The 26374-nt window shown below is 40.1% G+C and carries 26 protein-coding genes; 8 read left to right on the plus strand and 18 right to left on the minus strand.

Going from position 1 to position 26374, the window contains the following annotated elements:
* Positions 1-101: 101 nt before the first annotated feature.
* Genes HGJ18_RS08605 through amrA form a run of 4 tightly spaced genes read right to left on the minus strand, consistent with a single transcriptional unit; the run spans position 102 to position 4179 of the window.
* Positions 102-1598: an NAD(P)-dependent malic enzyme gene (locus HGJ18_RS08605; protein ID WP_253695824.1), complete on the minus strand. Its 1497-nt coding sequence runs from the start codon at positions 1596-1598 to the stop codon at positions 102-104.
* A 49-nt stretch (positions 1599-1647) separates the two neighbouring features.
* Complete coding sequence (locus HGJ18_RS08610) at positions 1648-2244, minus strand: shikimate kinase (protein WP_253695826.1); 597 nt, start codon at positions 2242-2244, stop codon at positions 1648-1650.
* 48 nt (positions 2245-2292) lie between these two features.
* A complete protein-coding gene (locus HGJ18_RS08615) occupies positions 2293-2733 on the minus strand; it encodes a hypothetical protein (RefSeq protein WP_253695828.1) in 441 nt (146 codons plus the stop codon).
* Positions 2734-2775: 42 nt separating this feature from the next.
* Positions 2776-4179, minus strand: coding sequence for an AmmeMemoRadiSam system protein A (amrA, locus tag HGJ18_RS08620; RefSeq protein WP_253695829.1), 1404 nt, complete (start codon positions 4177-4179; stop codon positions 2776-2778).
* A gap of 88 nt (positions 4180-4267) precedes the next feature.
* On the opposite strand from amrA, the gene HGJ18_RS08625 reads away from it, so the two are divergent.
* The 3 genes from HGJ18_RS08625 to HGJ18_RS08635 all read left to right on the plus strand — a co-directional run bounded on the left by HGJ18_RS08625 (position 4268) and on the right by HGJ18_RS08635 (position 7487).
* The gene (locus tag HGJ18_RS08625; protein ID WP_253695831.1) at positions 4268-5170 is read left to right on the plus strand and encodes an ankyrin repeat domain-containing protein; all 903 of its coding nucleotides are present in this window, start codon (positions 4268-4270) and stop codon (positions 5168-5170) included.
* Positions 5171-5194: 24 nt separating this feature from the next.
* Positions 5195-6238, plus strand: coding sequence for a tRNA preQ1(34) S-adenosylmethionine ribosyltransferase-isomerase QueA (queA, locus tag HGJ18_RS08630; protein ID WP_253695833.1), 1044 nt, complete (start codon positions 5195-5197; stop codon positions 6236-6238).
* Between the two features lie 82 nt (positions 6239-6320).
* Positions 6321-7487, plus strand: a complete 1167-nt coding sequence (locus HGJ18_RS08635; protein ID WP_253695835.1) for an aminotransferase class V-fold PLP-dependent enzyme — start codon at positions 6321-6323, stop codon at positions 7485-7487.
* On the opposite strand, the gene selD is transcribed toward HGJ18_RS08635, so the two are convergent.
* Positions 7484-8548, minus strand: coding sequence for a selenide, water dikinase SelD (gene selD / locus HGJ18_RS08640; RefSeq protein WP_253695842.1), 1065 nt, complete (start codon positions 8546-8548; stop codon positions 7484-7486). The genes HGJ18_RS08635 and selD overlap by 4 nt on opposite strands.
* A 131-nt stretch (positions 8549-8679) precedes the next feature.
* Here selD and HGJ18_RS08645 point away from each other — a divergent pair, with 131 nt between their 5' ends.
* On the plus strand, positions 8680-9303 hold the full coding sequence (locus HGJ18_RS08645) for an FMN-binding protein (RefSeq protein WP_253695844.1): 624 nt from the start codon (positions 8680-8682) through the stop codon (positions 9301-9303).
* An 85-nt stretch (positions 9304-9388) separates the two neighbouring features.
* On the opposite strand, the gene HGJ18_RS08650 is transcribed toward HGJ18_RS08645, so the two are convergent.
* From HGJ18_RS08650 to HGJ18_RS08675, 6 genes are all read right to left on the minus strand, one after another.
* Positions 9389-9649, minus strand: a complete 261-nt coding sequence (locus HGJ18_RS08650) for a putative Se/S carrier protein (protein ID WP_002684139.1) — start codon at positions 9647-9649, stop codon at positions 9389-9391.
* Entirely contained in the window at positions 9649-9858 is a 210-nt protein-coding gene (locus HGJ18_RS08655; RefSeq protein ID WP_002667494.1) for a sulfurtransferase TusA family protein, read from the minus strand. The genes HGJ18_RS08650 and HGJ18_RS08655 overlap by 1 nt, the downstream gene beginning before the upstream one ends.
* Before the next feature lie 20 nt (positions 9859-9878).
* Positions 9879-10928 (minus strand): YedE family putative selenium transporter, encoded by a 1050-nt coding sequence (gene yedE, locus HGJ18_RS08660; RefSeq protein WP_253695846.1) that lies wholly within the window; start codon positions 10926-10928, stop codon positions 9879-9881.
* Positions 10929-11233: 305 nt separating this feature from the next.
* A complete protein-coding gene (locus HGJ18_RS08665; RefSeq protein ID WP_253695847.1) occupies positions 11234-12547 on the minus strand; it encodes a hexokinase family protein in 1314 nt (437 codons plus the stop codon).
* A gap of 49 nt (positions 12548-12596) precedes the next feature.
* Positions 12597-13766, minus strand: a complete 1170-nt coding sequence (gene metK / locus HGJ18_RS08670; protein ID WP_253695849.1) for a methionine adenosyltransferase — start codon at positions 13764-13766, stop codon at positions 12597-12599.
* Between the two features lie 67 nt (positions 13767-13833).
* On the minus strand, positions 13834-14907 hold the full coding sequence (locus HGJ18_RS08675; protein WP_010697994.1) for a DMT family transporter: 1074 nt from the start codon (positions 14905-14907) through the stop codon (positions 13834-13836).
* 84 nt (positions 14908-14991) lie between these two features.
* Between HGJ18_RS08675 and rpsU the strand changes: the two genes are divergently transcribed.
* Complete coding sequence (gene rpsU, locus HGJ18_RS08680) at positions 14992-15201, plus strand: 30S ribosomal protein S21 (protein WP_002673965.1); 210 nt, start codon at positions 14992-14994, stop codon at positions 15199-15201.
* A gap of 44 nt (positions 15202-15245) precedes the next feature.
* Here rpsU and HGJ18_RS08685 read toward each other — a convergent pair whose 3' ends face one another.
* The 3 genes from HGJ18_RS08685 to arcC are packed head-to-tail and all read right to left on the minus strand — an operon-like array spanning position 15246 to position 18094.
* Positions 15246-15740, minus strand: a complete 495-nt coding sequence (locus HGJ18_RS08685; protein WP_002673963.1) for a GNAT family N-acetyltransferase — start codon at positions 15738-15740, stop codon at positions 15246-15248.
* A gap of 33 nt (positions 15741-15773) precedes the next feature.
* Positions 15774-17165 carry an MATE family efflux transporter gene (locus HGJ18_RS08690; protein WP_253695851.1) on the minus strand — a complete coding sequence of 464 codons (1392 nt, stop codon included), beginning with the start codon at positions 17163-17165 and terminating at the stop codon, positions 15774-15776.
* Positions 17165-18094 carry a carbamate kinase gene (gene arcC, locus HGJ18_RS08695; protein ID WP_253695853.1) on the minus strand — a complete coding sequence of 310 codons (930 nt, stop codon included), beginning with the start codon at positions 18092-18094 and terminating at the stop codon, positions 17165-17167. Before arcC ends, HGJ18_RS08690 begins: the two co-directional genes overlap by 1 nt.
* 104 nt (positions 18095-18198) lie before the next feature.
* Here arcC and selA point away from each other — a divergent pair, with 104 nt between their 5' ends.
* Together selA and uvrC are read left to right on the plus strand one after the other, a co-directional pair.
* Positions 18199-19545, plus strand: a complete 1347-nt coding sequence (selA, locus tag HGJ18_RS08700; RefSeq protein WP_253695854.1) for an L-seryl-tRNA(Sec) selenium transferase — start codon at positions 18199-18201, stop codon at positions 19543-19545.
* 3 nt (positions 19546-19548) lie between these two features.
* A complete protein-coding gene (gene uvrC / locus HGJ18_RS08705; RefSeq protein ID WP_253695856.1) occupies positions 19549-21501 on the plus strand; it encodes an excinuclease ABC subunit UvrC in 1953 nt (650 codons plus the stop codon).
* A 26-nt stretch (positions 21502-21527) separates the two neighbouring features.
* Here the strand turns inward: uvrC and HGJ18_RS08710 are convergent, their stop codons facing one another.
* Together HGJ18_RS08710 and htpG are read right to left on the minus strand one after the other, a co-directional pair.
* Positions 21528-21917, minus strand: a complete 390-nt coding sequence (locus tag HGJ18_RS08710) for an Hpt domain-containing protein (protein WP_253695858.1) — start codon at positions 21915-21917, stop codon at positions 21528-21530.
* Between the two features lie 75 nt (positions 21918-21992).
* The gene (gene htpG, locus HGJ18_RS08715) at positions 21993-23915 is read right to left on the minus strand and encodes a molecular chaperone HtpG (RefSeq protein ID WP_253695860.1); all 1923 of its coding nucleotides are present in this window, start codon (positions 23913-23915) and stop codon (positions 21993-21995) included.
* 310 nt (positions 23916-24225) lie between these two features.
* Here htpG and HGJ18_RS08720 point away from each other — a divergent pair, with 310 nt between their 5' ends.
* The gene (locus HGJ18_RS08720; RefSeq protein ID WP_002667461.1) at positions 24226-24432 is read left to right on the plus strand and encodes a hypothetical protein; all 207 of its coding nucleotides are present in this window, start codon (positions 24226-24228) and stop codon (positions 24430-24432) included.
* Positions 24433-24519: 87 nt separating this feature from the next.
* Here the strand turns inward: HGJ18_RS08720 and HGJ18_RS08725 are convergent, their stop codons facing one another.
* Together HGJ18_RS08725 and HGJ18_RS08730 are read right to left on the minus strand one after the other, a co-directional pair.
* Entirely contained in the window at positions 24520-25299 is a 780-nt protein-coding gene (locus HGJ18_RS08725; RefSeq protein ID WP_253689215.1) for a TPM domain-containing protein, read from the minus strand.
* Positions 25293-26360 carry a TFIIB-type zinc ribbon-containing protein gene (locus HGJ18_RS08730; RefSeq protein ID WP_253695862.1) on the minus strand — a complete coding sequence of 356 codons (1068 nt, stop codon included), beginning with the start codon at positions 26358-26360 and terminating at the stop codon, positions 25293-25295. Before HGJ18_RS08730 ends, HGJ18_RS08725 begins: the two co-directional genes overlap by 7 nt.
* Between the last annotated feature and the right edge of the window lie 14 nt (positions 26361-26374).

Below are 26374 nucleotides of genomic sequence, written 5' to 3' on the forward strand. Positions count from 1 at the left end.
TTACATGGTTTTAATATAAAAAACCGACCGATTCTTTTTAAGAGCCGGCCGGTCTTGTACAGAAACTTCTAAAAATCCAAGTGGTTTTTAGAAATGTCTATTTATTTTCTGTTCTTTTTAATTTGCTCGATAGCGTATTCTAGGGCTTTTTCATAGAACTCCTGCGGGGGCTCTTTGATAAAATCTTTTTCCATTAACATTTTGGTCAAGGAGCGGCTTTCTTCGATATCTTTTTTTGCTCTTTGGTAGGCTTCATCCCATGTCATGGTTACACGGGCCAAGCCTTCCTTAATTGCCTGCATTGCAACATCGGCAGCTTCAACAGCAAAGACATCTTCATCCTGCATTGTAACTACGATATTGTCGGGGTTAATGCCCTTCTTCTCGGAATAGTCTGCAATCGAGTGAGAACAGCGGATAGCCATTCCGTCGGAAATCTTTTTGGCTCTTACCAAAAGAGCACCCTTTAGGATTCCGGGGAAACAAACAGAGTTGTTAATCTGATTCGGGAAGTCTCCTCGTCCTGTTCCGACGATAAAGGCACCTGCGGCCTTAGCTTCATGGGGCCAGATTTCGGGGATGGGGTTTGCACAGGTAAAGACTATAGCCTTTTTATTCATCGAGGCAACCTGTTCCTTTGTTACAGTGTTGGGCCCGGGAGTAGAAAGAGCGATTAAAACGTCGGCACCCTTCATTGCTTCATCAAAGGTTTCAATCTTTTTGGGATTGGTCTGTAAACAGAGCTCCCACTTTCGGTAATAGCGTTTATCTTCTTCTATGTCTTTTCGGCCTGAATGTAATGCTCCTCTTGAATCGCAGATAATCATATTTTCAGGTTTTCCGCCGTCAGCCAAGATAAGACGGGCTATTGTCGTGTTTGAAGCACCTGCTCCCAAAAGAACAATCTTGCAGTCTTCCATCTTTTTACCGGCAAGTTTTATAGCGTTTAAAAGACCTGCAAGGGTTATACAGGCAGTGCCTTGAGCATCATCATGCCAGACGGGAATTTCGCAGACCTCTCTCAATGTATCCAAAACCTTAAAGCAGTCGGGCTGTTGAATATCTTCAAGGTTTACGGCTCCTACCGAAGGTTCGAGCATTCTGACAAAATCGATAATCTTGTCGGGGTCATGCTTTCCGGCTTTTACGCCCCGTTTTCCTTCTTCGTCAACTCTTACAATAGAATCGATACACAGAGGATATGAGTCAACGCCGCCTAAATACTTCATAAGCATACACTTGCCTTCCATAACTCCCAATCCTCCGGGAGGGGTGCAGTCGCCGTCGCCTAAAACTCGTGTAGAGTCGCTTACAACAGCAACCAAGTTCCCTTTGTTGGAAAGAGCAAAGGATGTTTCATTATCATCGCGAATTGTGGTAGAAATAGCAGAAACGCCGGGTGTATACCAAACGTTAAACCAGTTAAAACCGTACAAACCGCATTTGGGGACAGTCTGGAGCTTTCCGCCGTAAAAACTGTGCGTTAAAACCGACAGTTTCTTTAAAAAATGCGTTTTCGCGAGAGCCTTTTCATCATCCGTAAAATCGGACGGGAATAATTCAGTAATGGAGTTCAACTCCTTATCTATGCTTTTCATAGGATAATGATAACATAAGAACAAGATTTTATCAAGCCTTAAATTTTATTTACAAAGATGAAATAATTTTATCTGCCGCTTTTTCGGGGGAGAGGCCTTTCGGGTTTATGGAAAAGGAAGCCAAAGCTTTGTAGATTTTTATACGCCTTTCGTATATCGAAAAAAAACGGTCTTCCGCATCTTTTTCATTTTTAATATTTTCTCCTAAAAAGGCAGGATAAAAGCCTTCTTTATGTGCAGCCGTTTTTATTCTATAAAAAATTTCGGCCGGAGTGGTATCGATTAAAATTATTCGGGGAAAATCTTTTAGCTTTTTGATAATGGCTTCGTTTTCCGCATAGCCTCCTCCGGTGCTGACAATGGCGTTTACATCATCACAGTGAACAGCGTTTTTGTACCCACAGCTAACGGCGTTTTTTTCATTTGAACAAGGCGAAATTTTTTCGATTATTGTATTAAAACATTCAAATTCTTTTAGACGGAATTCTTTTTCTCCATGAGCCTTATAAAGTTCTCTTATCGCCTTCCCGTAAACTTCTTCCATATAGGAATCCGTATCTATAAAAGAAGCTTTAAGTTTTTTTGAAAGAGCCCTGCCCGCTTCGGTTTTTCCGGCTCGGCTCATTCCGATTAAAAATATAATCATCAAAATATTTCCTTATAACTGGTTATCATGATAACTGGTTATCACGATTTATTTCTTTTCGATTTTACGCAAAATGAGAAGCTCAGCCAATTCGCCCGAATAAGGTTTTCTTTGAGCGTTTAAAAAAGAAAGAGAACCGTCATCATTTTTTATAAAGAATTCGCTAGGAATGTTTTGTCTAAAATACAAAATAATAATTCCGTCCTTCGCTATAAGCCAATTACCATGCGAGATTTCAGGTTCCGTTCTTCCTTCTTTAAAAACTAAAACCCTTGCAGTTTGATCGGAGTTAAATTCTACCGAGTAGCTTGTAATTCCGCTTCGGGATGCAGGAAGGTCCATAACATAAACACCCAAAAAAGGATCTTCCGGTTCTTTTTCGATTAAAACCTCAGGCTTAGGAGGCTCCAATGGTTCTGCAATTCGGCGGCTCTTACAAGAAAAAAACAACAAGACAACAAAAAGCGGAGTACAGAAAAAAAATGTCAATAATTTAAATCTTCGGTTTTTAATTTTTTTAACCTCGTTTTTTTATTCATGCCTTATAACTTCAAAGCGGTACATACGGTAAGGTTCTTCGGGGCTTATTCTGCCTTTTTGAAGAGCTATGGCGACCTGCATACCGGCGGAATCGATACCTTCAAGGTTGGGTAAAAGAAGTCCGGTCCTCGAACCCGATGAGACTATTACACCGAAACGTTTTACATCCAAATCCGAAATCGATTTTATTTCTTCCGGTTCTAAAAGAATATCGACAGAACAAACAATTTCGTCCATTTCGGATAAATCGACAGGAAGAAACCGTGGATCATTCAAAGCTGCCGATACTGCATTTTTAATTATTTCTTCACTTATGCGGCTTTTGGTAGGAAGTATTGTACCTATACATCCTCGAAGCTCCCCTTTTTTCTTTAAGCATACAAAAACGCCGGCCTTTCCCGATTGGATGCCCTCGGTATTCTTAGGCTTTAAAAACTTATTATGCTTTAAATAGTAGATAATACTCCTTCGTGCAAGATTTATATAAGGGTCGTTTGTTTGAGAATCGGGCAATAGAAATTTCTTTTTTTCTTTAAAAACAACCTCTAAGTCCTCATCTTCCGTCTGCCTTATAGATTCAACCTTAAATCGAGCAACACCGTATCCGACTCCGAATGGGCCTTCGTAGGAAAGCAGCTCTTGAGAATGTTTATAGCAGGATAAAAGCCCCGATAAAATTAAAAAAGAATTAAGCCCGCACTCCCCCGCCCTTTCGGTAAGCAAAGGAGGAATATCGGCAAATTCGGAAAGGCTTCCCTTTTCTATAATTCTTACAAATTCCTTATCGAATTTGGGTCCTTCAGGGGCAAAACCGTAAGGGCCTGTAGAAAGAAGCCGATGTGAAAGATCTCCGCTCGCAATAAAAACCGATTTGCATTTTTTTTCTTCAATAATATCGGAAAGAATTGACCCGAATTCTTCAAGCATTGCGCTCAACATAATTCCATAATTTATATGCACAAGAGAAAAATTTAAAAACTCGGAACTTATAAAATAAAGCGGAACAAAGGAGCCGTGATCTAGATTCATATCTACAGCCGCATAAGGGAAGCCTGTCTTTTTGCATTTTTTGATTATTTCTTTTACAATCCGCTCATCGTTTTTTGCCGAAAAACGCAAATCGGGACAACCGAATTGAGCCATAGTTCCTTCGATAAGAGGAGCCGTATTTATTGTAACTGCCCCTCGGTGCATTTTTGCATGTGGAGTAATGATTATAATAGTTTCAGGTTCTATTTGCTTTACTTCTTTCGATATGGTTTTAAGAGCCTTAGAAGTTGAAGCTATTTTTTTCTCCTCTCCCCTGCCTATCTCGGGAATTATAATCGGAGGATGAGGGGTGATATATGCAGCCCTTAGATTAGTATCTTTTGAACAAAGCTCTTTTTTTCTCATAGAATTATTATAATATAGTTTTTAAAATTATACCAGCATAAAATCTCTTCTATTTACTTTTTTTTTATAAGAAGATATAATAAGCTTTATGAATGTCGCTATTTTCTATGATGAAAAGAAAAAAGACGCAGCGATGGCTATTAAAAATATAATCATATCCCATGAATGTGATGTAACTTTATACAATGAAGATGAGATATGGAAAGATGAAAATTTACACACGCCGCGCCATATTATGAAAAACATTACTCATGTTCTCTTTATTTACAGTAAAAATCCTGCTGCCTATTTGGGCTTTATGTTTTTTTCGGGCTATGCCACAGGTTTAAATCTTCCGGTTCTTGTACTTGAAGAAAGCGAAAAGCTCGAACTGCCGAAGAACTTTTTGCGTTCTTTTGTTATGCTGACAATTAAGTCCTTTGAGTCCTATTTTGAGGTAGAAAAAAAACGCTTTACGGAAAATCAGCTTAAAGAGCTGGCCCGTGCAAAACTTTTAGAAAACGGTTATTCTCTTTTTATTCCGAATTATGTGCGTGCGGTTAAAAATAACGAAAAAGAAATCGTAGAACTTTTTATCGATGCAGGCTTTGACCCTTCGCAAAAAGATTCCCTCGGAACACCGGTTTTATCCCTTGCCGTAAGAAACAAATGTTTTGAAACACTTGAACTCCTGCTTGAAAAAGGGGCGGCAATAAACCTTTGCGCAGAAGACAGAAACTACTCGGCCTTGATGGATGCGGCTCAAGTCGGATACCTTGAAGCGGTACAAGCCCTCCTCGAAAAAAAAGCCGATACCAATATTCAAAGCAAGGACGGACAAACAGCCTTGATTCTTTCGGTAGGCCGTCATGAAGCCGATGTTGTGGAAATGCTTGTAAAGCACGGAGCCGACTGTAACATCAAGGACGGCCTAGGTATGTCTGCCCTTGGGTATGCAAAACTCTTCGGGGATAAAAAAATTTTATCCTTGTTTGGTGAACAAACAATATAACAACACTTATTTTGATGGAAAACTATGCTTACAAAAGAATTTAACTTTGACTTACCGGAAGAGCTGATAGCTCAATCGCCCTCCGAAAAAAGAGGCGGCGACAGGCTTTTAATTTTAGACAAACAAAGCGGAAAACTTGAAGACAGGCTTTTTACAGAGCTGCCTGAAATTCTTCCAAAAAATGCCCTGATGGTTTTTAATAACTCGAAGGTGCGTCATGCCCGCATTTATGCAAAAAGCAAGACAAATGCAGTATGCGAATTTTTAATGATTAATCCTATGAAGGACTCGGACGGTTCCCTTTGGCAGGTTATGGCAAAAAAAGCAAAACGCCAAAAACCCGGGAAGACCTTTTTATTTGAAGACGGAACGGAAGCTGAAATAATCGAGTCCGCGATACCTCTCGAAAGCGAATTCCGCTGTATGAAATTTAATAGGGTTATCGATGATGAGTGGCTCGATAAATACGGGCACATGCCCCTGCCTCCCTACATTCACCGAAAAGATACTCAAGAAGATGCAGACCGCTATCAGACCGTCTATGCAGAAATCTACGGCTCGATTGCGGCTCCCACTGCAGGCCTCCACTTTACCCAAGAGGTGCTTTCAAAAATAAGGGATAAGGGAATCGATATTGAATATGTAACCCTCCATGTGGGACTCGGTACCTTTCTTCCCGTACGGGCTGAAAAAATAGAAGACCATAAGATGCACACCGAACATTTTTTTATTTCGGAAAAAACGGCTCAGGCCGTTGAAAAAGCCAAGAAGGAAGGAAGGCCTATTATAGCCGTAGGAACGACCACCGTGCGTACTCTCGAATCCGCATGGGACGAAAAAAGAAAAGAATTAAAACGGGGCAATCAGTCCACGGATATTTTTATTTACCCCTCATATAAATTTAAACTGATAGATAAACTCTTTACCAATTTTCACACCCCGGAGTCGAGCCTCGTAATGCTGGTCTCCGCCCTTGCAGGAAAAGAAAATATTTTTAAAGCCTACCGCCATGCCGTCGAAGAAAAATATAAATTCTTTTCTTACGGAGATGCAATGCTGATTTTGTAATTGCAGATACCCCTTCATCCATTCAATTGACTTAAAAAACTATCCGAAGTATAATAAATTTTAACGGAGGATAATAAATCTTATGAAAAAGCGTATCTTTTTAGACAATGCGGCCGGTGCTTTTCCTAAGGCTCCCGGTCTCGATCAAGCTCTTGCAAGGGCGGTTAATATAGGAACGGGAAATATTAACCGCAGTACCTATACCGAAACCGAAGAAGCAGGTCTTGCCGTCATCGAAACAAGAGAACTCTTGTGTAAGCTCTTTAATTTTCAGCCGGCAACCCATGTTATTTTTACATCGGGAGTTACGGCAAGTTTAAACTATATTATCAAGGGTTTTCTCAAATCGGGCGACAGGGTTTTAACAAGCTCCTTTGAGCATAATGCCGTAATGCGTCCTCTGGTTCAAATGGAAAAATTAGGCGTCAAGATTGACCGCATTCCTGCAATCTTAAAAAACGGAGGAGCCTTTGTAGATACATCCTTAATCGAATCTATGATAAGGCCTGAAACCCGTCTTGCCGTTTTTTCACATGCTTCAAATGTAACGGGCTTTATTCAGCCTATCGAAGAAATTGCCTCAATCTTAAAAAAGCACAATATTCCTTTAGTAATAGACGGAGCCCAAACTGCCGGCCACATTCCCGTCGACCTTGCAAAATTAAAACCGGCAGCCTTTTGCTTTACAGGCCATAAGGGCTTACTCGGCCCCCAAGGAACGGGAGGCATCTTATTCGATAAGGATTTTGCAAAAAAGGTTGAGCCCCTCATCACAGGCGGAACAGGAAGTGCATCCGATTCGGAAGTAACGCCCTCCTTTATGCCCGATAAATTCGAAGCCGGAACTCAAAACATAATCGGCATTGCAGGTCTTCACCACAGCCTGAAATGGTTGGATGCTTTCGGAATTCAAAATATTCACACAAAAGAACAAAAACTGCTTAAACTATTTTTGGACGGAATAAAAGACCTTCCGATAAAAATAGCGGGAGGAGAGTCAACTGAAAACAGGGTCGGAATTGTTTCGATAGACTTTTCCGAATTTATGGACAATGCTGAAGCCGGTGCCTCTCTCGAAGAAAAATACGGTATCCTTACCCGCTGCGGCCTCCATTGTTCGCCTTCGGCTCATAAGTCCATCGGCACTTTTCCGCAAGGCACGGTAAGATTTTCCACAGGCCCCTTTACAATAGAAGAAGAAATTGAAACTGCCATAAAGGCCGTAAAGGAGCTTTGCCCAAGGGCTTAACTCACCCTAAGAATTTTTTCTTCCCGCTTGGTAACAAGGCCTATAATGGCAGGTTTGCCGCAGGGAGTATTTTCCATAGCTTGAGACAGTTCCTCGTAAAGAGCAGCGGCATCGTCCTTGTCTACCGAAATCAAAAGCCCTCCCGAAGTTTGAGGATCGAACATCAGGTCTTGGTAGGCAAGGGGAACATTTTCAAAGACAACATTATCTCCCACAAAATTTCTATTGGAGTAAACTCCTGCCGGCATCATACCCATTTCGGCACTTTCAATTACGGATTTATAAATAGGAACGGATTTATAATCAACTTCAATACTCATATCGCTTCCCTTCCCCATCTCATAAAGATGACCGAGAAGACCGAAACCGGTAATGTCGGTACAGGCATTTATTTTATATTTTACCATGATGTTGCGGGCCTTCGCATTTAAAAAAGCCATAATCTTATAACAGCGGTCAAGTTCTTCCGGCGGCGACATGTCGGCCTTTGAAGCCGTAAGTAAAATGCCCGTGCCGATAGGCTTAGTCAAAATTAAAACATCGCCTTCCTTTGCTGTAGAATTTTCCAAAATCTTTTTAGGATGAACAAAACCGTTTACAGCCAAACCGTACTTGGGCGAGTCATCATAAATAGTATGCCCTCCGCAGACTATAGCACCGGCCTCATAAACCTTATCAAAACCGCCGCGTAAAATTTCTTTTATCATATCTTCAGGCATATCTTTGGTAATACAAAAAAGATTTAAGGCGAGCTTAGGCTCCCCGCCCATCGCATAAATATCGCTTAAAGAATTTGCGGCGGCAACTTGCCCGAATATATAAGGATCGCCTGAAACCGGCGGAAAAAAATCTATAGTAGATATAAGAGCCGTTTCATCGTTTATCTTATAGACGGCAGCATCATCTGAAGTATTAAAACCTACGAGTAAATTATCGTCATTCCTTACGGAAAAATTTTTTAAAAGTTTATCGAGTGCACCCGCACTCAGCTTTGCACCTCAGCCCGGATTCTTTGCAGCTTTTAATAAATCGAAATCTTCATTAATAAGTGAACAGCTCATATCAGCCTCCGTGATGCAGTATCTCATAATTTTAACTTATGGTCAAGACAAAAAAAGAGCTATTGAACATTTAATTATATAAGAGTATACTATTGCTAACAAAATCTTGTTTACGGAGGAATATGATAAAAATGAGTAAAAAGATAAAAGCTATAGGATTCTTTGTAACAACTCTTTTAGTATTTGCTTTTGCTTGCGAACCGGAGATGCTTTACGGAACTGCAAAGGTAGCCGGCTCGACCCCTGCCGGTACTAATTATGAATATGGATATTCAGTATGTATCGATGTAACCGTTGATGACCAAGGTAAAATCATCAAAGTAAGTGATGACGAGAAAAACACGGAGGCATCTATCGCAGCAGATGTTATAGGAGCTGCAGCAAGCAACAAAGCTTACTGGAAAAAATATTTGTCAGGAAAAGGTTTTGAAAAGTATAAAAACCTTACCATAGAAGATGTCAAAAAAATGAATGTCGGTTTCCCCGGAGCTCCGGGAGTTGATGCAGTAGGAGGAGCCACAGCAGCTTCCCTTGCAGTAAAGAATGCGGTTTTACAGGCTTTGGTGCTTGATGCTTCAATTAAGGAACTTGTAAACTACAAAAATCCCGACAATTATAAAAAGGGAGAACAAAAAAAATTGGAAAAAATAATTAAAGAAGGAAGAGCTCATCTGGAAACCTTAGAAACTTATGAAGAAATAGAAAAGGTTCTTGCAGAATTAAAACAAAAACTGGATGCGTTAAAAACAAAATAATTAACTAATAAAAAGCGGCGGCAGTATTGATGGAATCCATCCAAATCGGAAAGCTTCCGTAACACTGCCGCCTTTAATCGCACCATCACACCTCAACGTACTTACCGTCTTCACTTAAAAAATAAAAAGCATCGTAATCAAATTGACTAAAATAATCTTTATCAAAAGCAAGGCCTTCTTTAAAAATTAATTTTAATGCAGTGCCGCAGCTTGAACTTACAGAGCGCGGCACCGGAACCAATTTTGCAGTCAACTCTCCTGTCTTAGCATTATCCGTTTTGTTCACGGCCCTCATGCAGACAAGAGAATCATAATGCGTATGAAAGGTAATCAAATACTCTTTCATTATTTTGATACGGCAATTTTCCAGCCGTCATCGCTAGGTTCAATCTTTGTTTTAGCCTTTGCATTATCGCAAAAGCGTTTTATATTTTCTTTTGATGTTTCATTATCTACCAACACAACGAAGGCGGAATTTACAGCAAGAGCTTTCTTGGTTAAAACCACAGGCTCAGGGCAAGCAAGCCCTCGGGCATCTACAATAATATCAGACATAATCTTCTCCTAATAAAAACTTATTTATTTTTCAAAGAATAATAGATACTTACAAAAGCTGTAAGAATCAAACCTACAACAACAGCAATCATTCCGGCACTTGTCGGTCCTTTACCGGAGGAAGCCAGGCCGAAGTTATGGGCAAAAGCAGCACCGGCGATAAGCCCTACAACAGTAATTGCTGAATCGCTGTTTCCTTCACCCGTCAATATGAGCTGTCTTAAAGGACAGCCGCCCAAAAGAACGCTTGCCCAGCCGACTAAAACCATTCCAAGGGCATTCCATAAGCCGTCTGTGTGGGCTACGGGCTGACCGGCAAAACTTAAATTGAACTTACCTAAAATTAACGAACCTACTACAACAGTTACCAAAATAGTAAGGCTTCCCCACAATAGGTGAAAATCTTTAAGCATGATTGCATCTCGAATTCCGCCTACAGTACACATTCTGCTTCTTTGAGCAAGACCGCCTACAACAAGACCTACAGCCAATGCCAAGAAAATCGGAGCCTTCATAGCACCGGGACCTTTTTCGCTAAAAGCAAGAGCTGAGGGGAAGGCAACCAAAAGAACAAAGAAAACAATCATAAAGATTATAGGAATTACACCTTCCTGCTTTGACTGATTATGAGCCCTGCTAAGAGAAAAGTTTTTATTTAAGAAGAAGATACCGATTACAATTCCGGCAATAAAGCCTACTAAACCGAAAACAGCATTTAAATCTCCTGCTCCCAAGCGTAAAAACATTCTCAAAGGACAGCCTAAGAAAACCAAGGCTCCTATCATAACAAAGAAACCTAGAGTAAATCGTGTAAAGGCAGCAGATCCGCCTCTCGGCTTAAATTCTTTTTTTACAAAAGCCAGTATAAAGGCACCGATTATAAGACCTATTACCTCAGGTCTCATATACTGAACAACTCCTGCATTATGCAGTTTTAAGGCGCCGGCAATGTCCCGCAAAAAACATGCAATACAAAAACCCATGTTTCCCGGATTTCCGAACCTAACCAATACGAGGGCCGCAATACCGATCACGGCACCTGTAACAATAACCATGAGATGTTTTTTCATAAACTCTCCTCCATTTAAAAAAGATTGGGAGATAACGAGTTTTTCAAAATAAATTTACAAAAAGGCTATAAAGACAATTTTGAAGGAATCAAAAAGAAGGCGGCGGAAAAAGCAAAATTCGCAAAAGGTCCTTCGTTTTTGTTTCCGTATTATAAGCCGGAAGTAAAATTACCTCGAAGATATAAACTCATTTACGCATTTCGATCTCCCATAACTAAAGTATAAACCATAACGATTTATCAGGTATAATTTTAGCAAAAAGAAAATAAAATGTCAACATATTAAAAAAAATTAAGATTTATTATTTAATTTAAAAAGGCTGCAAGAGCTGTACCCAAGGTTACAGCCTCATCATTTGTTTTAAGAACAAAGTAAATTCCTCTTTTTTCGGTTAAACAGGTGTGTAAACTCTTAAAGATTCTTTCTTTAATCAAAAAACCTTTTAAAAACATCGAACCGTCAGCACTTATACAGATGGGCTTATCCGGCGATTTACCCTTACCGGTTTTTATACAAGCGGCAGCAATTACGGCAGCTGAAAGCCTTCCGGCTCTCTCAAAAAAGCATTTACATATGGAATAGATTTTAACATAGTCTTCCGAAACCGAATGAGCTTCGATTATACCGGAAAAAATATTTTTATCGTGATTTTGTTCCTTTAAAAACAAAGAAATCTCTTCACTTGAAAAATCAGAGGAATTTAAAAGCATCTTGTTGACCCGCGGCGAAAAAATTCCCTCGGCAGCACCCGTCCTTAATGCAATTGAACAAAGCTCTCCAAGATAGCGTCCTGAACACATTCTTTCCAAAAAATACTCGTTTTTTAAATTGGAATTTTCGGATAAGATTTTATCGAATTTACTTTGAGGAATCTTATTGCTCTTTCCCGACTCGCATACGATTATCTGTGGTTTATCGTAAAATTCGGTACTTTTGAGTTTTTCAATCTTTCCGTATTCGATATATGCTGAATTTAGCCCCGTCCCTAGAACAAAGCCTATGTGAGAGTCAAAGCTCTGATCGTCGGTTTCAGAAAAAATTCCTGACTGGAGAACTGCAGCGGTATCGTTCACCATTATAATTTTTTTTATTTTTTTCCAACCCTTACGAGATAAGGCTTGAAAAAGCCCTTCATTTATTTTGCAATCGCCGATATAGGGCAGTTTTATTTCTTTTGAAAGTTTAATAGCCTGTCCGCCGCCGTCGGGAAAAATCTTTATGGCATAGGAAAAGCAAAAGGAAATCATATCGGACTCATCTTTTAAAGGTTCTAAGTATTCGGCAATGCTGTCAAAGAACTCTTCATTAGTCATTTCCTTGTCAAGAGCAGGCATCGGATGCTTAAAAAAAGAAAGAATTTCAGGCTCTCCTTTTTTGTCAAAATAGACAATACCTGCCCTAAAATTGGTTCCTCCCGCATCGATGATTATTACCTTTTTATCCTTAGGGATATCGGTGGGAAGATTTTTCCATAAGGGAATCATATCCATGGAAGAAACAGACTCAACTTCGCTTTCCAATCCTTTTTTCATATCTTCCAAAAGGATTGAAGCTGCATATTCGATATCAATTTTATAATCAAAATTATTTCTCTCAAAAAAATCGTCGATCTCTTTCATTTAAATAATTCCCTTAAAACTTAAGTGTAAATGCAAATAACAGATAAGCTTATTTAACCGCTTTCTTTAGAGCTTCCGTCTTGTCGGTTTTTTCCCATGAGAATTCGGGGCGGCCGAAGTGTCCGTAAGCTGCCGTTTCTTTATAGATAGGGCGTTTTAAATCCAGAGTCTTTATTATGCCTGCCGGAGACATATCAAAAACCTCTTTTATTGCCTTTTCTATTTTTTCTTCAGGAACTTCACCCGTGCCGAAGGTATCAACTCTTACGGCAACAGGGAAAGGAACTCCGATTGCATAGGCTAACTGAACTTCGCAGCGGCGTGCAAGGTCTGCGGCTACTACGTTTTTTGCAATGTATCGAGCCATGTAGGCAGCAGAGCGGTCAACCTTTGACGGATCCTTACCCGAAAAAGCGCCTCCTCCATGTCTTCCCATTCCGCCGTAGGTGTCTACTATTATTTTTCTTCCGGTAAGACCTGTGTCTCCAAAGGGACCCCCTATAACAAAGCGGCCGGTAGGATTAATAAAATATTTGGTATCATCTGCCAAAAGTCCGGTCGGACCCAAAACAGGCTTAATAACCTGATTGATTAAGGTATTCTTTAACTCATCATATTTAACATCGGGATAGTGCTGATGAGAAAGCACAACAGTATCTATCTTTATAGGTTTAAATCCTTCATATTTTACGGTAATCTGAGTCTTTGAATCGGGTCTGAGCCAAGGAATAACCTTTTCTTTCCTGAGCTTTGCCGCATACCTCAATACAGAATGAGAAAACATAATGGGAGCAGGCATCAGTTCAGGAGTTTCCTTGCAGGCAAAACCGAACATCATACCCTGATCTCCGGCCCCTTGTTGGCCCTTATATTCATCAAGCCCGGTACCGTCTACCCCTTGCGAAATATCGGGGGACTGGGAATGGATCATATTCATAACTGCCATAGAATGGCAGTCCAAACCGAAATCGGTATTTGTATAGCCTATTTCTTCAGCGATAGACCGTGCAATCTCTTGAATATCTACATAGGTATTTGTGGTTATCTCTCCGCCGACAAGCACCAAAGCGGTAGAGGCAAAGGTTTCACAGGCTACATGGCTTTCAGGGTCATCTCTCAAACATGCATCTAAAACTGCATCCGAAATCTGATCGCAGAGCTTATCGGGATGTCCTTCACTTACAGATTCTGATGTAAAATAATTTATATCGTTTTTCATATTAACCTCATCATTTTAACAATATTTTAGAAGAATATTATACTATAAAGTTTAAAGCTTTTTCAAGCTATGAAACAATTTCGACTTTAATTTCGGTCTTTTTTAAAAATGAAAGCTTTGTTTCCGAAATTATTATAGCTATAAAGATTAAGATAAAACCGAAAACCGAATAAACATCAAGACTTTCACCCTTAAATATAACCGAAAAGATAATTCCGAAAATTGATTCAAGACCTAAAATAATGGCTGCACTCGAAGCATCGGTGTGCTTTTGTCCTATATTTTGTAAAAGAAGAGCCAGTCCCGTACAAATTGCAGCAAGATAGAGCACGGAACCTATGGACGAATAAGACCAAACTATTGCACTATTATCTTCAAAAATAAGGGTTACAAGCCATGAAAGAATTGCAGCCGCTCCGAATTGGATAATAGTCATAAGAATGGGATCCTTTCTTTTGCTTAATCGTGTAATACTTACAATGTGGCTTGCAAAAAGAAGACCGCTTAAAAGAGCATAAAAATCTCCCAGCGTTATTCCTACAGAGGATGAAAGAACCAAGTCTTTAAAAGATACAAGACCTATTCCCAAAATACACAAAACGGCAGCAGAGGCGTTGTACCTATCGGGACGAATCCTGTTTACAAGCCAACCCAAAAAGGGTACGATTACGCAATAAGAAGCAGATAAAAAGGCGCTTCGTCCGGGGAGTCCGCCGGCAGTCGTAACGCCGAAGGTTTGACTGGAATAAGCAATAAACAGAAAAAAACCTACAATTCCTCCGTTTATAAGATAATCTTTGTCTATAAGTTTTAATTTTTTATAAAACACAAGACAAAGCAAAAAACAGGCAATAGAAAATCTTAAGCCCAATAAAAAATTAGGTTTAAAAAAATCCGTAGTTTCGCTTACAACAACAAGAGAACTACCCCATACTATTGCAACAATCAAAAGGGCTAAACGCGATAAAACATTAATCTTGGTATTAGTCAAAATAAATTCCTTTGCATCGTCAGTAAAACGGCAAATGCAAAATGCCTCAAAAAGTCCGGGAACGAGCTTTCCTTTTTGAAAAGGTGTATTATATGATAAGTCCGCATTATACAGAAAAACAAAAAAAAAGACAAGCCGGAATTTATACAAACAAAAAATCATCCTATTGACATATTCTTATATTTTCTATATAATCGACTCTTAATCCTAAAGCCGGAGGGGGTGAAAAAAGAAATGGCATATGTAACAATTGACGATTCAGAGCATCTTGAAAAAGCTCTAAAAAGATTTAAGCGTCAAGTCGAAAAAGAAGGTATTATCCGCGAATGGAAAAAGAAGGAATTCTACGAAAAACCTTCCACTGTTTTAAACAGAAAGAATAAGGCCCTCCGCCGAAAACTTATGAAAAAAACAAGACGCTCACGCGATTCAAAGAGCTATTAATGGAAAAGAGCTTGCGGTTTCAAACTTGAACCCAAGCTCTTTTTTTATCTAAGCTCTTTTTCCATATAAATATAACCGTCCTCTCCCTCTTTTTTTAAAATATGCTCAGGTACCTTAGAGGCGGAAAAACCTAATCTTTTATAAAGTTTGATTGCTTTTTCATTTTGAGGAACAGGATTAACCCAAACCTTTTTCGCACCTTTAAGTCTTGCCTGTTCTATAGCAAAACTCAAGGCCTTAGAGGCAATCCCTCTCCCCCGAGCCTTGGCAAACAGCTTAATATCAAGACTTGTAAGATTATCATGAACCGTATCGATGGAATACCAAGTTTCTCCGCAATAAACTTCCCCCTCAAAAATCGAATAATGCATAGATAGAGGACTGTTCTTTAGCACCCAATCATACCAACGGGCCATTTCTTCATCGGTTTGAACCAAACCGTCCGGAAATCCTACAAATTTCATAACATCACCATCAGCCCATAAGGCTTTAACCAATGGAAGGTCCTTTTTTTCGGTCGGCCTAATCAATATTTCCATATAACTACTATCCTCCTTCTATAAATAGAGATTTTATTTTTCAATCCTAGTCAAGTTTTTGACCCAGCGTTCTTTTTTTAGCTGGACTTCGGCAAGGACAGCTTTCATTATGCTGGTAAGTTTAGCAATTGCATACATAATGGGTGAAGACCAATCCGTAAAATAATATAACAAAAGCATGCAGGGCATAAATAAGAACATATTTACCGTAGTATCTACCCAGACTCCCATGACCGCATCCCCTCCGGATCGGGCTATCGCATATTGGGTGTTTTGAAAGGTCCATACAGGCATATAAAGAGCGATAAAGATTATAAGAAGCCTTGTAACCTCATGAGAAGCAGGACTTAAACTACGGAACACAATCGGAACCAGCATAATCGAAAAAAGCTCTAAAAGGGATGTTCCGAGACCGAGTACAAAAGCACCTCTTTTAATCCAACGGGCCTGCTCTCTTGCCTCCTCAAGCTTATTTCTTCCGAGGGTACCGCCTATTATAACGCCAACCGAAGTACCTATTGCCGGAAAAACCAAAAAGAATAGGTTGGCAATTGTCCAGCCCGCAGACATACCGGCTACAACTTCAGTGCCTCCCCTGCTGTTATAAACAGCCGTTGCCACTATCTCGCTCAGAACCCAAGACATATCGGCAACAAAGATGAGGGCAGACTTTTTTAAAATCTCATAAAAAAGGTGAAGCTTTATTTTAAGCATTTCTTTTATTTTTACATAGAAAAGAGGCTTAACTTTTTTTGCATAAAGAACAAAAATTATAAGCTCGGCACAGCGGGCAATTACCGTAGCATAGGCAGCTCCTGCGACCTCAAGCCTAGGGGCACCCAGATTTCCGTATATGAGCATGTAGTTTCCGATAGTATTTATAAGGGTTGAAACAAGGGATATATACATGGGAACCTTTACATTTCCCGTTTCACGGAAAGAAGAGGCTATACCTACCGAAAAGGCTGTGGGAATAAACGATAATAGAATAACATTGCTGTAAATTACGGCCTGCTCTACTATTTCTTTTTTTGCAGTATTACCATTCACCAAGAGGCCTAAAACAAGGTCGGGGATTGTAAGACAGACAACAAGAAGAACAAGTGCGAATATGATGCCGGATATCTGCTTAAAGCGGTAGGCCTGCTGCATTCCTTCTTCATCCTTTGTGCCGTTATACTGCGACATAAACATTCCGCCCGCACTGCAAAGAATATTTAGGCCGGTTATGTATACAAAGATAATTTGATTGGCAACATTTACCCCGCTCATTTTTAGGTCGCCTAGGTCGGCAACCATAAAGTTGTCTATAAGAGAAACAAGAGATTGAATAAAAAGCTGTACCATTACAGGTACAGCTAATTTTATGGCATTTTTATAAAAAGAAAAAGGCCCGAAATATTTATGTTTTAAATTTGTAACCACTATCTGATTATTGTTCCCGATTTACCGTCGATGGCATCCTTTGCTTTTTCCAAAAGGGTAATAAGAGCATAACCTTTTTTGTTGGATTCGGCAAACTGGATGGCAGCCTGCACTTTCGGAAGCATGGAACCGGGAGCAAAGTGTCCTTCTTCAATATATTTTTTTGCTTCTGCAACCGAAATTTCTGAAAGCCATTTTTGGTCCGGCTTGTTAAAGTTGATGGCGACCTTTTCTACAGCAGTCAAGATGATAAGGCAGTCTGCATTTAAAAGCTGAGCCAGCTTTGCACTTGCAAAGTCCTTGTCGATAACGGCCGGAACACCGCAAAGAGCGTTTCCTTTTTTTACGACAGGAATACCTCCGCCTCCACAGGTTATAACTATTTGGCCTGCATCGCAAAGCGCCCTGATACTTTCTATTTCTGCAATATCTATGGGCTTGGGAGAAGCCACAACCCGCCTGTAACCTCGGCCTGCATCTTCTACAACATTTTCACCCCTAGCGGTTAAAATATCGGCTTCTTCCTTGGTCATAAAACTGCCTATGGGTTTTGTAGGTTTTGAAAAGGCAGGATCCGAAGGATCTACAAGCACCTGAGTTATCAAGGTAGCAACGGGCTTATTGATACCGCGGTTTAAAAGTTCTTCCCTTAAAGCGGCTTCCAAATCATTCCCGATATAGCCTTGACTCATAGCAACGGAAACTGCAAGTTCGGGTTCCGAAGTTTTAGGATCGATTTTATGATATTCGGACATTGCCAAATGAATCATTCCAACCTGAGGCCCGTTTCCGTGAGAAACGATTACCTGATGACCTTCTTCGGCTAAATCGGCAATGGCCTTTGCCGTAATTTTAACGGCCTTTCTTTGTTCTTCCAAATTATTCCCTAATGCATTGCCGCCTAAGGCAATAACAATCTTTTTCGGCATAGAATTCTCTCCTTAATCCGCCGATTATATAGAATTTTTTTAATTGTTTCAAGCATGGTGAAAACTTCCTTGACAAGAGAGCCTTTCTATTCTATACTTCACCCATGGCAAAAGAAAATACAAATCCGCTTGCAAGGATTCCGCAAGTTGAAAAACTTTTAAATGAAGATATATTAAAAAACACGGCAGCTCTTATCGGAAGGCCCTTTGTAGTAAAAAAGGCCTCGGAGTATTTGGAAGACATACGCAAAAAGGCAAGGGCCGGAGGGGATGTTCCTTCGCTTAAGGCCTGTGCCGAAGAAATAAGCAAACTATGCAGACCCATAATCCGCACAAAAATTACACCCGTAATAAATGCGACGGGGATAATCCTCCATACAAACCTCGGCCGCTCTCCCCTGCCTGAAAATATTTGGGACAGAGCAAAAGAAACCGCTTCGGGCTATTCTTCTATAGAAATGGATTTGCGGGACGGAAACCGCGGAAAGAGGTTCGAGTTTTTAAATGACTGTATGAGCCTTTTGACAGGAGCCGAGGATGCCCTCATATTGAACAACAATGCGGCGGCTGTTTTTTTAATGTTAAAGGCCCTCGCAGGCGGAAAGGAAGTCATAGTTTCCCGCGGACAGCAGGTTCAAATAGGCGGAGGCTTCCGTATCCCCGAAATTTTGGAGATGGCAGGCTGTAAGCTCATCGAGGTCGGCACAACAAATATCACAAGCCTTAAGGACATTCAAAAAGCAATAAACGAAAACACGGCAATGGTGCTTTGGGTTCATACCTCAAACTATAAAATAAGAGGTTTTACAGAGCAGCCTTCAATTTCAGAAATCAAAGCCATCCTTCCGCAAAATATAATTCTCGCAGTGGATCAGGGCTCGGGAAACCTATCCTTAAATGTGCCCGAAGAGCCCACGGTTTCTTCCATTATAAAAGAAGGAGCGGATTTGGTTTGCTTTTCGGGAGATAAGATTTTGGGCGGACCGCAGGCAGGCTGGATTGTAGGTAAAAAAAGTCTCGTTCAAACCGTAGCTAAAAATCAGCTCATGCGAACCTACCGGGTAGGCAGGGCAGTAGCAAGCCTTATGCAGGAATGTCTCATCCTCTATTTAAACGGAGGAGAATCGGCAGCTCAAAGGGCGCTCCTTTTAGATCAAAAGAAAATAAAAAAGCGTGCCGAAAAAATAATTGCAAGTCTAAAAAGCGGAGCCGGAGAATTGGTGCAAAAAAACTTTTCCCTCGGAGGAGGCAGCACCCCGGACACGGGCTTCAGCTCTTGGGCCGTAAAACTAAATACAAAAAAGCCTTGCGAAAAACTAAAAACAAATTTACGCGAAATGCAGATTCCGATAATAGGCTTTATCGAAGAAGACTCTTTTTATATTCATCCTGCAAGTATCGAAGAAAAATATGATGAATATGTAATCGAGGCTTTAAACAAGTGTTTGTAAAAGATGGCGGAAATTACTACGCGTGAAAAACTGCATGAGGTTGCTCTCTCGGCTCCGAAAACGAGCGGGGTTTATCTTTGGAAGGATAAGGCCGGAACGGTCATTTATGTCGGGAAGGCTAAATCTTTAAAGAACCGCCTCAGCTCTTATTTTACATCGAACAGGGACATTAAAACCCGAATCCTGGTTTCCCGTGCCGAGTCAATCGAGTACATTCAAACCGAAAACGAGTATGAAGCCCTCCTCTTGGAAAATACTCTAATCAAAAAGCATAAGCCGAGATACAATATAAATCTAAAAGACGGAAAAACCTATCCCGTCTTAAAATTAACCGATGAAGAATTCCCGAAAGTTTACCGCACTCGGAACATTAAAAATGACGGCTCAAAATATTTCGGGCCGTTTCCCAATGTTTCGGCCGTCGATATGTTTTTAGCTCTTATAAAACATAATTATACCCTGCGTCAATGTAAGCGATTAAAAAAGCGGGAAACTCCTTGCCTTTATTTCCACATCGGAAGATGTAAGGCTCCCTGCTGCGGAAAGATAAGTGCAGAAGAATACGGTAAGGATATAGAAGAAATTACCCTGCTTTTAGAAGGTGAAATGGAAGATGTTTCCGGCACCTTAAAAGAAAAGATGAAAGAAGCGGCAGAAAAAAAAGAGTTTGAAAAAGCCGCCCGTCTCCGTGACGGAATACAGGCAGTCTATGCTCTACGCGGACAAAACATAGTTCAAGACATGGACCCGGAAAGCCGCGATTATATTGCATGGGCCTTTGAAGGAGCCATGGTCAGCATCGCCGTTTTAAAAATGAGAAACGGACGGCTTGTCGGCCGCGACCTTTACCGCTCACACAGCTTAAAAGAAGAAGGAGAAATTCTATCCGAATTTATATCGGCTTATTACACTTCGGCAAACGAGGTTCCGCCTAAAATATTTATTCCGCAAGCTGCCGAAGGAAACGCCCTCATCGAAAAATGGCTTAACGAGGAGCTTCACGCAAAGACAAGGATAAGCATTATTCCATTAGAAAAAGAAAGTCTTGCAGCAGAAGAAACATCAGCGGCAGACAGTCTTACCGAAATCGAAGAAGCGGCTTCCAAAACAATCGGCTACACCGTTAAAGAGCCGGCACCTTCGGCTGCCCAAGAAGAGAAGCTGAATCTTTCTCCGGCTGAAATTAAACACCACAAGGCGGCATTGAAGATGGCTCGCTTTAACGCAAAAGAAGATGCCATGCGCCGCCTAAGAGAACAGGGAGATTTTGCCGCTGTTGAAGACTTACAAAAAAGGCTTAACCTGCCCTGCCTTCCGCAGCGTATCGAAGGCTTCGACATTGCTCACCTCGGCGGCACATTTACGGTCGCTGCCCTGATTTCTTTTAAAGAAGGAAATCCCGACAAAAAGAATTACAGGATATTCAGGTTAAAAAATACTGACGGCGTAATCGATGACTATGCTTCGATGAGGGAAGTAATAGCCCGCCGCTATACCCGACTTCTCAACGAGGGTGCAGACCTCCCCGATCTAATTCTTATAGACGGAGGCATTGGGCAGGTAAATGCTGCAAGCAAAATTGTAAACGCCCTCGACCTCGGCATTCCGGTTATCGGCCTTGCCGAAAAAAATGAAGAGGTTTATTTTCCGCATAATTCGAAACCTGTCATCTTGCCGCGAAGAAGCGATGCCCTCCGCCTTCTCCAAAGAATCCGTGATGAGGCTCACCGCTTTTCAAACACAAGGAATAATAAACTCCGAAGATCAAACAAACTTAAAACCGAATTTGAAAACCTTCCCCACATCGGCAAAAAGAGAGCCCATGTTTTGTTAAAAGCCTTCGGCAGCACGGAAAACCTAAAAACGGCAACAGCCCAAGCTCTTTCCGAAACCGCAAAGATTTCTTTAAAACAAGCAGAAGAAGTTTTGGAAGCGGTGAGGGCGACCAATAAATAATAATTGAAGAATTACTTAAAAAAGCTTTAAGCGATAACCGTTTTCATTTCTTCTAAAGTATTAGCATAATTTTCTTTAAACTTTGCAAAAAAGCCGTCAAGCAATTCAATGTTTGCAGGGCTTTTAATATTTGAAGGTTCAACCAAAAACTTTTCGATATTTTTTGCAGAGTCGCCCAAGATGTTTGCACCGACCGTATAGGAACTTCCTTTTATCTTGTGAGCCGTTTTCCGTACATTTTCACGTAAAACATCATCACTTAAAACAGTTTCGGCACTTGCACCTAAGAGAACATTCAACCGATCTATTTCAGCCTCATCTTTTTCATAGGCTTCGATAAAGGTTTCAAGTAAACTCATATAGATTTCCATGTCCCCGTCCACAAGTTCCATCGCCGCCGCTTTATCTAAATACATATCGCCTCCAATAATACGAAGATAAACAGCCCGGCAGAATCCATGCCGAGCCGTCTACTACTTTATCAATAAAATCTATTTTAAGTTTGTCATCAGCCTGTTAAGCCTTTTTACAAAGTCGACCGGAGCCTTTAGCTCTCCGCTTTCGACCAAGAGGGCTTGTTCCAAAAGGAGGTTGGACATATCTTCTACAAATTCTTTATCCTTCGAATCCTTTAATTTTTGAACCAAGGGATGATCGGCATTTACTTCCAAAATCGGTTTTACGGCACTTGTATTAAACTGCCCCATAGCCCTCATCATTCTTTCCATCTGCAAGCTGGGATCGGTTTCATCCACAACTATACATGAAGGAGAATCGGAAAGGCGTTTTGAAAAGCGAACCTCTTTTACCTTATCGCCGAGAACCTCTTTAATCTTTTCGAGTACGGGCTTAAAGTCCTTTTCTTTTTTTTCGGCTGCTTTAGTTTCTTCTTCGGTATTAAGTTCTTTATCGGAGCCGGCTCTGTTTGCAGCCTTTAATTCCCAGTCCTTGTATTTTCCCAATGAAGGAATAATTATATCGTCAATCTCATCGGGCATAATTAAAACTTCAAAACCTTTTTGTTTGTATACTTCAAGATGAGGAGATTGACGCAAGGTTTTTTCGTCTTCACCAGTGATGTAGTAGATAGCCTTTTGATCGCTTTTCATTCTTGAAACATAATCGGCAAAACTGGTCCACTCATCTTCTTTTACTTCGGGCGAAGTTGTCTTAAAGCGTACCAAGTCGGCAAGCTCTTCCCTGTGTTCATAGTCGCCGTACAAGCCTTCTTTTAATGGGCGGTTAAATTCGGCTATGAATTTATTGTATTTTTCTTTGTCGTTTTCGGCGAGCTTTTTAAACTCTCCTAAAAGTTTTTTAACCGAAGCGTTTTTAATGTTTGAAAGAATTCTATTTTGCTGCAAGATTTCGCGGCTTACGTTTAGTGGCAAATCTTCACTGTCTATAACGCCGCGCACAAAGCGGAGATATGTGGGCAGAAGTTCTTTTTCATCATCGGTAATAAAGACCCTCTTTACAAAGAGTTTAACTCCCGGCTTATAATCCGCATGGAACATGTCGAAGGGTGCTTTCGACGGAACATAAAAGAGGGTTGTGTATTCTTGAGTTCCTTCCGCCTTTGTGTGCACATAGAGTAAAGGCTCTTGAGAATCGTGAGAAATGGATTTATAAAAGTTAAAATAATCCTCTTCTTTTAATTCCGATTTAGGCTTTTGCCAAATAGCACCGGCATCGTTTATCTGTTCCGTTTTAAAGGCTTCCGATTTTACCTTTCCCTTATCGTCATATTGCTTTTCGGTAAAATGAAGATAGATTGGGAAGGCGATGTGGTCGGAATAGGTTTTAATTATTTCTTCGATACGCCATCGGGTAGCATACTCCGAGTCCTCATTATTTAAGTGAAGAATAACACAGGTTCCGTTTGCTCCTTCGGTTACATCATCTATTATGGGGAAGGCCGTATCGTCAACCTTTTCCAAGTCGTAGGCACCCTTTCCGTCCGAAGTCCACTTCCAAACATCGTTTTCTCCGGCTTTTTTGGAAATAACATCGATGGTAGAGGCTGCCATAAAGGCCGAATAAAAACCTACACCAAATTGACCGATAAGGTTTGAATCTTTTTTATCGGCGGCTGCAAGCTGATCTAAAAAAGCCTTTGTTCCGGACCTTGCTATCGTTCCCAAATTATTTTTTAGATCTTCCTCGTTCATACCCAAGCCGGTATCCCGCACGGTAAGCGTATTGGCCGTATCGTCAAAACAGATATCGATTCTGGGCTCGAATTTAATCTGCTTATAAGCTTCATCGGAAAGGGTTAAATACTTTAACTTATCTAATGCATCCGAAGCATTGGAAACAAGTTCCCTTAAAAAGATTTCCTTGTTTGAATAAAGCGAATGAATAATGAGCGACAAAAGCTGGTTCACTTCAGTTTCAAACTTGTACTGTGCCATATCAACCTCCAAAAAAATAAGCGCAGGGATTTTCAAATCCCGAGCATTGTTTTTTTACGCACTTTCGCAATGAAATGAGAAAGTGCATATTAAAAGGATAATAAATTATCGGTAAAAAGGCAAGGGGAGAGAATTTTATCCGAAAACTTAAATAATTCCGTAAAAAACTAAAAAAATTTTTAGTTATGCCGATATTCATCATTAACAGTGAGCGTATTTAAATGTGTACCGCAAAGCCTTTCTAACAAAAAAATGATGCAAAATCTCCAAGCTTATTAGTGTACATAATACAAAAGATTGTAGGTCAAGCATGTATAATAAATTTCAATCTAACCAGAGGTCCGGTGTGGATGAAAATTTGTATAAGGATAAAACTCCTGAACAGATTTTAATCGAGAAACGGGCAGAATTATTTTTAAATGCTGCAAAGAAAAACCCCAAAAAGTTTATATATAGACTAAAAAGGTTTAACCTTAAGTTAAAATATATCAAAACTAATTTTTATCAAAATAAATAAGCGTTTCAGCTTACCGCCATGGACGGCGGAGATTGCAGCTGAAAGCGTTTATTAAAAGAGCATTTTTTTTATAATTCTAAGTAAAACTTAAAAACTTCTTCCTCCGCCGCCGTGAGTTCTTCCGCTTGATGATGTATGTGTAGAACTACCTCCCGAGTCTCCTCCGCTATTTGATTTAATGACGTGCGATACCGTATTGGTAGAAAGAAACACATCATCAATAGTTTCAAAAGAAACAAGACTGTTCTTTTTAATATCATAGAAGGGAGCAAAGGCAAAGGCTTCCTTGTTTTTATATTTTCTTTGTGTGCCTAAAAATTTAAAAGCAAAGCTGATAACTGCAATACCTAAACTGATTAAAATTTCCATAAGCGAAAGACTGTTGTAAAACTTCCGAGCAAGGGCCTTAAGATAAGATTCTATTCCCTTGGCATAATTATTTTCTTTTAATCCTCCGTATATTAAAGAGTCTAAAAGTTTTTCAATGCTATTGTCGGTAAGAGTGCTTATCGTTTTTTTTCCATGGGTTGAAATATGTGCATATCGACTGCCTTGAGTACCATCCCCGGTTACAATGAGTAAAAGGCTTCCTTCACTTTCGGTTCCTTGACCGTAACCGTTATAGTCAAAATAATCATCGGCATAGTCTTGAGGACTTTTTTCTCCTGTGGATGGAACAATTACAATTACGGTTTCAGACTTACTCTTTTGCGAAATCTTATATAAGCTTTTCTCTATCTTTGAAAAACTCTCTTGACTTAAAACCCCGGCTTCATCTATCAAAAGTTTTTTTTCAATTTCTGCATACGAACTTAAACCTATACAGAAAAAAATTATCAATGAGCAAATAATTTTTTTTACTACCATATAAACCTCCCGCCCAAAAGTAAGAGAGCTGCAAGGATTCCCGATATCAAACCTGAAACAAGGGCAAGTTTAGATTTGTTTAACGGAAGCTCTCCTGAAGATTTTCCGGTTTGCCCATTTACGGCAAAGACATAGGTTTTTCCCTTATAAAGATAAGTGAGTATCCATGATGGAAGCAAAACGTAATTATAATTTTTTACGGTGTAGGAAGTATTATCCTCTTCATCTTCAAAACCTCCGCTGTAATCGGTAGAGTCTTTAATAAGGTCTTTAGTATAATCCTCTGCTCTACTTTTTATTGTAGGCTCAACATCTTCTTTTTTAATGTCGTATTGCTCCGAAAAAAAGCCTGCAAGATAGCCTTGAGAAAAATCTTTTTGATTCTCTAAATCATATGGACTTATTCCGTTTATAAGGTTTTTATCTATCTTTGTAAAAGCCAGCTCTTGAAATTTATCCAACTCAATTTTCCCCTTGCGCTCAATCTTATACTTATCCGTTTTTGTATATTCAGTGTTCCCGCTTTTCCATGATGAAACCTTTAAACCTACTGCGTGATAATCAAGGTCTGCAACAACATCAGCCTGCCAGTGTGGAAGATAAACTCCGGTCATTTTTTCTTGCGTACCCGTATTTGTAAAATCTGCGGGTACATATTTTTTCCCTTCTACCCAAGAAGCAAAACATTTTAAGGCATCTTTTTTATCAAGCTTAAAGGGAATAATCTTATCGGGCTTAAATTCCCCTCTGAGTCTTTCGGATAAGACTACGGGGCTATGACAATAATAACAGAATGCCGCACTTGAAGTTTCTCCTGCCACGACTTCCGCTCCGCAGTTGTTGCAGTGATATTGTTTTACGGATCCGTTATTTCCGCTTTTACTTTCGGAAGAAGAGGAACCTTCAGAGCCACCCCTTTTTGCTTTTAGACCTTCCATGTAGCGGGTAATTTCTTCTTCCGTATAACTTGAAAAACAATAATCGCACTTAAAACCTCCGGCCGCCGGTTTAAAACTTATAGGCGCACCGCAGCCCGGACATTTATAATTTTCAACACTCATATCTTTCCCCACAT

It is taken from the genome of Treponema denticola (genome assembly GCF_024181405.1).
Classification (GTDB): domain Bacteria; phylum Spirochaetota; class Spirochaetia; order Treponematales; family Treponemataceae; genus Treponema_B; species Treponema_B denticola_D.